This is a genomic window from Shewanella sp. Isolate7 (assembly GCF_022398425.1).
In the GTDB taxonomy this organism is placed as follows: domain Bacteria; phylum Pseudomonadota; class Gammaproteobacteria; order Enterobacterales; family Shewanellaceae; genus Shewanella.
Genome location: NZ_JAKEVJ010000132.1, coordinates 1 through 4,691 on the forward strand (window position 1 = coordinate 1; position 4,691 = coordinate 4,691).

The 4,691-nt window shown below is 49.6% G+C and carries 4 protein-coding genes, 3 tRNA genes and 1 rRNA gene; 1 reads left to right on the forward strand and 7 read right to left on the reverse strand.

The features are described from left to right. The 4 genes from L1D47_RS20100 to L1D47_RS20115 all read right to left on the reverse strand — a co-directional run. A partial coding sequence (locus tag L1D47_RS20100; protein WP_239886557.1) for a GTP-binding protein occupies positions 1–340 on the reverse strand: 340 nt, incomplete at its 3' end. A gap of 189 nt (positions 341–529) precedes the next feature. Further along, positions 530–603: transfer RNA gene (locus L1D47_RS20105), tRNA-Gly, on the reverse strand. Between the two features lie 36 nt (positions 604–639). Next, a tRNA-Tyr gene (locus L1D47_RS20110) sits at positions 640–724 on the reverse strand. 7 nt (positions 725–731) lie between these two features. Beyond that, positions 732–807 (reverse strand) — tRNA-Thr (locus tag L1D47_RS20115). Between the two features lie 235 nt (positions 808–1,042). On the opposite strand from L1D47_RS20115, the gene coaA reads away from it, so the two are divergent. After that, positions 1,043–1,993 (forward strand): type I pantothenate kinase, encoded by a 951-nt coding sequence (gene coaA / locus L1D47_RS20120; RefSeq protein WP_041510717.1) that lies wholly within the window; start codon positions 1,043–1,045, stop codon positions 1,991–1,993. A 61-nt stretch (positions 1,994–2,054) separates the two neighbouring features. Here coaA and birA read toward each other — a convergent pair whose 3' ends face one another. From birA to rrf, 3 genes are all read right to left on the reverse strand, one after another. Further along, a complete protein-coding gene (birA, locus tag L1D47_RS20125) occupies positions 2,055–3,014 on the reverse strand; it encodes a bifunctional biotin--[acetyl-CoA-carboxylase] ligase/biotin operon repressor BirA (protein ID WP_239886558.1) in 960 nt (319 codons plus the stop codon). Further along, positions 3,007–4,047 carry a UDP-N-acetylmuramate dehydrogenase gene (gene murB, locus L1D47_RS20130; RefSeq protein ID WP_239886559.1) on the reverse strand — a complete coding sequence of 347 codons (1,041 nt, stop codon included), beginning with the start codon at positions 4,045–4,047 and terminating at the stop codon, positions 3,007–3,009. The genes birA and murB overlap by 8 nt, the downstream gene beginning before the upstream one ends. Positions 4,048–4,444: 397 nt before the next feature. Then, positions 4,445–4,560: ribosomal RNA gene (gene rrf, locus L1D47_RS20135) — 5S ribosomal RNA — on the reverse strand. Between the last annotated feature and the right edge of the window lie 131 nt (positions 4,561–4,691).

Genomic DNA, 4,691 nt, shown 5'->3' on the forward strand with positions numbered 1-4,691 from the left:
TGGATGGACCGTCAGTAGAAGCTACTACTAGGATAGCGCCGTCCATCTGTGCAGCACCAGTGATCATGTTTTTAACATAGTCAGCGTGGCCTGGGCAGTCTACGTGTGCGTAGTGACGAGTTGGAGTATCGTACTCGATGTGAGAGGTATTGATGGTAATACCGCGCTCACGCTCTTCTGGAGCGTTATCGATCTGTGCGAAATCTTTAGCTTCACCACCGTACGTCTTAGTCAGTACGTGAGAGATAGCAGCTGTAAGAGTTGTTTTACCATGGTCAACGTGACCGATGGTGCCCACGTTTACGTGAGGTTTGCTACGTTCAAATTTTTCTTTAGCCATGGTATTGCCCCAATTAAGAGATACTTGGTGATGAAATCTACATACAACAAAAAATCCGATGCCTATAATGTCATCGAATCGATTTAATTAAGATAATTACGGAAGCTTAGTTGGGAAGGCTGAAGGCAGTTTATCGTGAACGGGACCCTGTTGGGCTGGCTCATAGATACGGGCACAATCAGCGAAAATTGGAGCGGATGGCGGGAATCGAACCCGCGTTATCAGCTTGGAAGGCTGGAGTAATACCATTATACGACATCCGCGCAACCTAACTAAGGTTACCTAACTACCTAGAAAAATGGTGGAGGGAGAAGGATTCGAACCTTCGAAGGCTGAGCCGTCAGATTTACAGTCTGATCCCTTTGGCCACTCGGGAACCCCTCCAGAGAAATGGTGCCGGCACCAAGAGTCGAACTCGGGACCTACTGATTACAAGTCAGTTGCTCTACCAACTGAGCTATGCCGGCGTGTCATTTCGGTAGCGGATATTAGGTAATCGTGAGCACAAGTGCAATACCTATTTTTAAAAATCTGCAAAAAAATCGCCTAAACGACGTTTTTTCCGCCACGCAAGCCTCAGAAAGTGCACTATTTACCCATAAATCTCGAACCGCTTAATCAGCCATTATGTAATCGTGTTTTTGATGTTGTTCCGCTTGAGTCTATGGTGTACTGTGCCTTGCCTAAGGGGAGATTTCATTCATGCACGCCGACAACCAAATTCATAATGCACTCTATCTCGCATTTGCCCGCCAACAATGGGCCGAGCTGCGAAAATCTGTGCCTTTAACACTCAGCGAATCCGATCTCGATGATCTACGCGGCATCAACGAATCTATCTCTCTCGATGAAGTGACCGACATCTATCTGCCCCTGAGCCGCCTGCTTAATCTGATCGTCGGCGCCAAGCAGCAGAGAGGACTGGTATTGAATCAGTTTCTCGGTCGCGTACCGCCCAAGCGCCCCTACATTATTAGCATTGCCGGCAGTGTTGCCGTGGGTAAGAGCACGACGGCGCGTATCCTGCAGGCCTTGTTACGTCAGTGGCCCGAACACCCCAAGGTCGACCTGGTCACCACAGACGGTTTTCTCTATCCCCTATCAGAGCTGAAGCGCCGTGGACTGCTACAACGTAAAGGCTTTCCAGAAAGCTATGATATGAAATTGCTGGTCGAGTTTATCTCTAAGATAAAGGCCGGTGAGAGCCTGGTGCATGCGCCTATCTATTCCCATATCAGTTACGACAGGGTGGCCGATACCCAACAGGCGATAGAACAGCCCGACATTTTGATCATCGAGGGGCTCAATGTGCTGCAGACGGGGCAAGATACCCATGTCGCCATACAGCAACCCTTCGTGTCCGACTTTGTCGACTTCTCCATCTATGTCGATGCCGAAGAGCCGCTGTTAAAAGAGTGGTATATCTCCCGCTTCCTCAAGTTCCGCACCGGCGCCTTTAGCGACCCTAACTCCTATTTCCATCACTACTCGGAGTTGAGCGATGATGAGGCCACTAAGATAGCCGCGAATATCTGGGACAGCATCAACGGCCCTAACCTGAACCTGAATATTCTGCCCACCCGGGACAGGGCGCACCTCATCTTGCGTAAGGGGACAGATCATATGATGCACCAGGTGCTGATGCGTAAATAGACACGGTAGATAGCCAAGCACTTACTAATAGACAAATGGCCATCTAGAGATGGCCGTTTTGTTATGCTGGACGCATGGATATCTCGCCACCGACGAAGGCTTTGGTCCCCTCCTCCGTCTTGAGCAATATCGCCCCTTGCTCGTCGATACCGCAGCAGATCCCCTCGACGCTATTTTCGCCCATCAGCAACTTGATAAGCTCACCGTCGAACAAATCGGCCTCACGCCACCTTGCTTGGAACGCCTTAAGTCCCTCTCGTTGAAACAGTTCGAGATCGGTAACCAACTGGCGTTGCAGGGCGATCATCAACTCCGTCTTATCCGGCAGCTGCGCCAGCTCGGACAGATCGCTCCAAGGCTGATCTATCTTATCCGCCTGCGCCGGCGACATAGAAAGGTTAATACCAATGCCAATGACTAGGTCACATACGCTGTCGGCCTGACCACTCATCTCGATCAGTATGCCCGCGAGCTTCTTATGATTGAGGTAGATGTCGTTGGGCCACTTAACGCCAATACCCTCTACGCCCAGGGAGCGAAGCACTGTCACTAATGAGCAGCCAACCACCAGGCTTAGGCCCATCGCTTGAGCCATGCCCTGAGAAAACTGCCAATAGAAGGAGGTATAGAGATGACAGCCATAGGGAGATACCCAATGACGTCCGCGGCGTCCTCGCCCGGCAGACTGGTACTCGGCCACGCAGATATCGCCGCTGCTGAGATCCTTCACATGCTCAAGCAGAAATCCGTTGGTGCTGTTTATCTCATTGAAGTAGAAACAACGGTTCTTTATCGAGGCCTTAAGGGCCGTCTCATCGATAAGCGAGATTGGCGTGGCTAACTTATAGCCCTTGCCTTTGACACTATAGATATCGACACCAAACTCCTCTAAGTTGCCCACCTGTTTGCTCACCGCCGCCCGAGATATACCGAGTTCACTGGCCAACGCCTCGCCCGACACGAACTGCCCCTGGCTCAACAAGCGAATAATCTCCCGGCGACGGGCCCACTGATCATGCATCTGCTAATTCCTTCTGTCCGGTTGCACCTATGATCCTAGGTTCGACCTCTAACCTTACGCCAAAATCATCGAATATCCTATCTATCACGAGCCTAGCCAAGCCACACACCTCCTGGCCACTGCAGCCCCCCTTGTTGACGATAACCAACGCCTGTTTAAGGTGAATCGAGGCATTGCCGACAGACTCTCCCTTCAGCCCTGCTCTGTCAATCAACCAGCCAGCCGCCAACTTAACCTGTGAATCCTCCAGGGGATAGCCCACTATGTCGGCATATTGCTGCTGAAGCCGCTCAAATGTTTGCTGACTAACCACAGGATTTTTGAAGAAGCTACCCACGTTACCTAATACGGTAGGATCGGGCAGTTTCGCCATACGTGTGTCACAGATACAGTCGAACACCTCTTTCGGTGTCACCCCTTGCTTGCGTTCACTCAATTCTTGCAGTGGCCCGTAACTCAGGTTGGGCTGCCACACCTTGGGCAACATGAAGCCCACCCTCAGAATCACGGCACGACGCTTCAGGGTATTTTTGAAGATAGATTCTCGGTAAGCAAATTCGCAATCGCTGCCCTTAAGCCGCTTTATCTCACCGCTGGGCAAATCTAAGTATTCGACCCAATCACAAAATTGCGCCAGCTCCGCACCATAGGCACCTATATTTTGAATGGGCGCAGCGCCTACAGAACCAGGAATAAGCGCGAGATTCTCGAGACCAGGCATATTCTGTTCGAGACAGAACTGGATGAGTTCATGCCACACCTCGCCAGCTTCAACCTTGAGGTAATAATGTTTGTCATCCTGACTCACCTCTATCCCTTTGGTCTCTACTAAAACCGCAGTGCCCTGGAAGGTTTCGGTCAAGACAATGTTGCTACCACCGCCAATGAGTAAAAGGGGCTCCTGCGCTTTGAATGTCTGCAAGCAAATAGCAATAAGCTCGGCCTCCTGCCTTGCTCTTACCAAACGAAAGCAATCAGCCTCGAGGCCAAGGGTATTAAATTGCGTTAAAGAATCTGTGATCTTAGAGTCCATAGAGGAAGCGTGTGTTTGCCAATCAGTCAAAAAAGCCATTGTAACGTATCTGACTCCTCCGGCCTAAATCCCAACAAAGATTAATCTCACGGGATCGCAAGATTCTTATATGGATAGTTACAGCTTGCGACCAGGGGAGTTCACAGAGTGCAAACTCTCACCTTGAACTGTGCTTGTGAACTATAAGGCACTATAGAAGATATGAGATAGTGCAAAGCTGGAAGGATTATCGAAAAGCATTTTTCGGCTGACGTCGAGGGTAGGTATTCATGCCTACATAAGTGAATAAACCACCCGACTTTAATGAAGGCGGTTTTGAGAGAAAGCGTCGATAATTTCATAAACCCTAAACGCAAAAAAGCCACCTTATTCAGGTGGCTTCTTCACTTAATTAGGCGTCTGGAAATGACCTACTCTCACATGGGGAGACCCCACACTACCATCGGCGCGATTGCGTTTCACTTCTGAGTTCGGGATGGGATCAGGTGGGACCACAATGCTATGGTTTCCAGACAAAATTGTAAATTTGAAAAGCTGTACTCTATCTAAGAGTCAATCTGAGTTTTAGTACACGGATGTACTCTATGTCATAAATGCAGGAGCAATTTATGACCTCACTTCAATCAAGTACTTTTGTATTCTTT

Coding starts and splice junctions, on each gene's coding strand:
- coaA (WP_041510717.1), top strand. CDS start 1,043: ATGCACGCCGACAACCAAATTCATAATGCACTCTATCTCGCATTTGCC.
- birA (WP_239886558.1), bottom strand. CDS start 3,014: ATGCATGATCAGTGGGCCCGTCGCCGGGAGATTATTCGCTTGTTGAGC.
- murB (WP_239886559.1), bottom strand. CDS start 4,047: ATGGACTCTAAGATCACAGATTCTTTAACGCAATTTAATACCCTTGGC.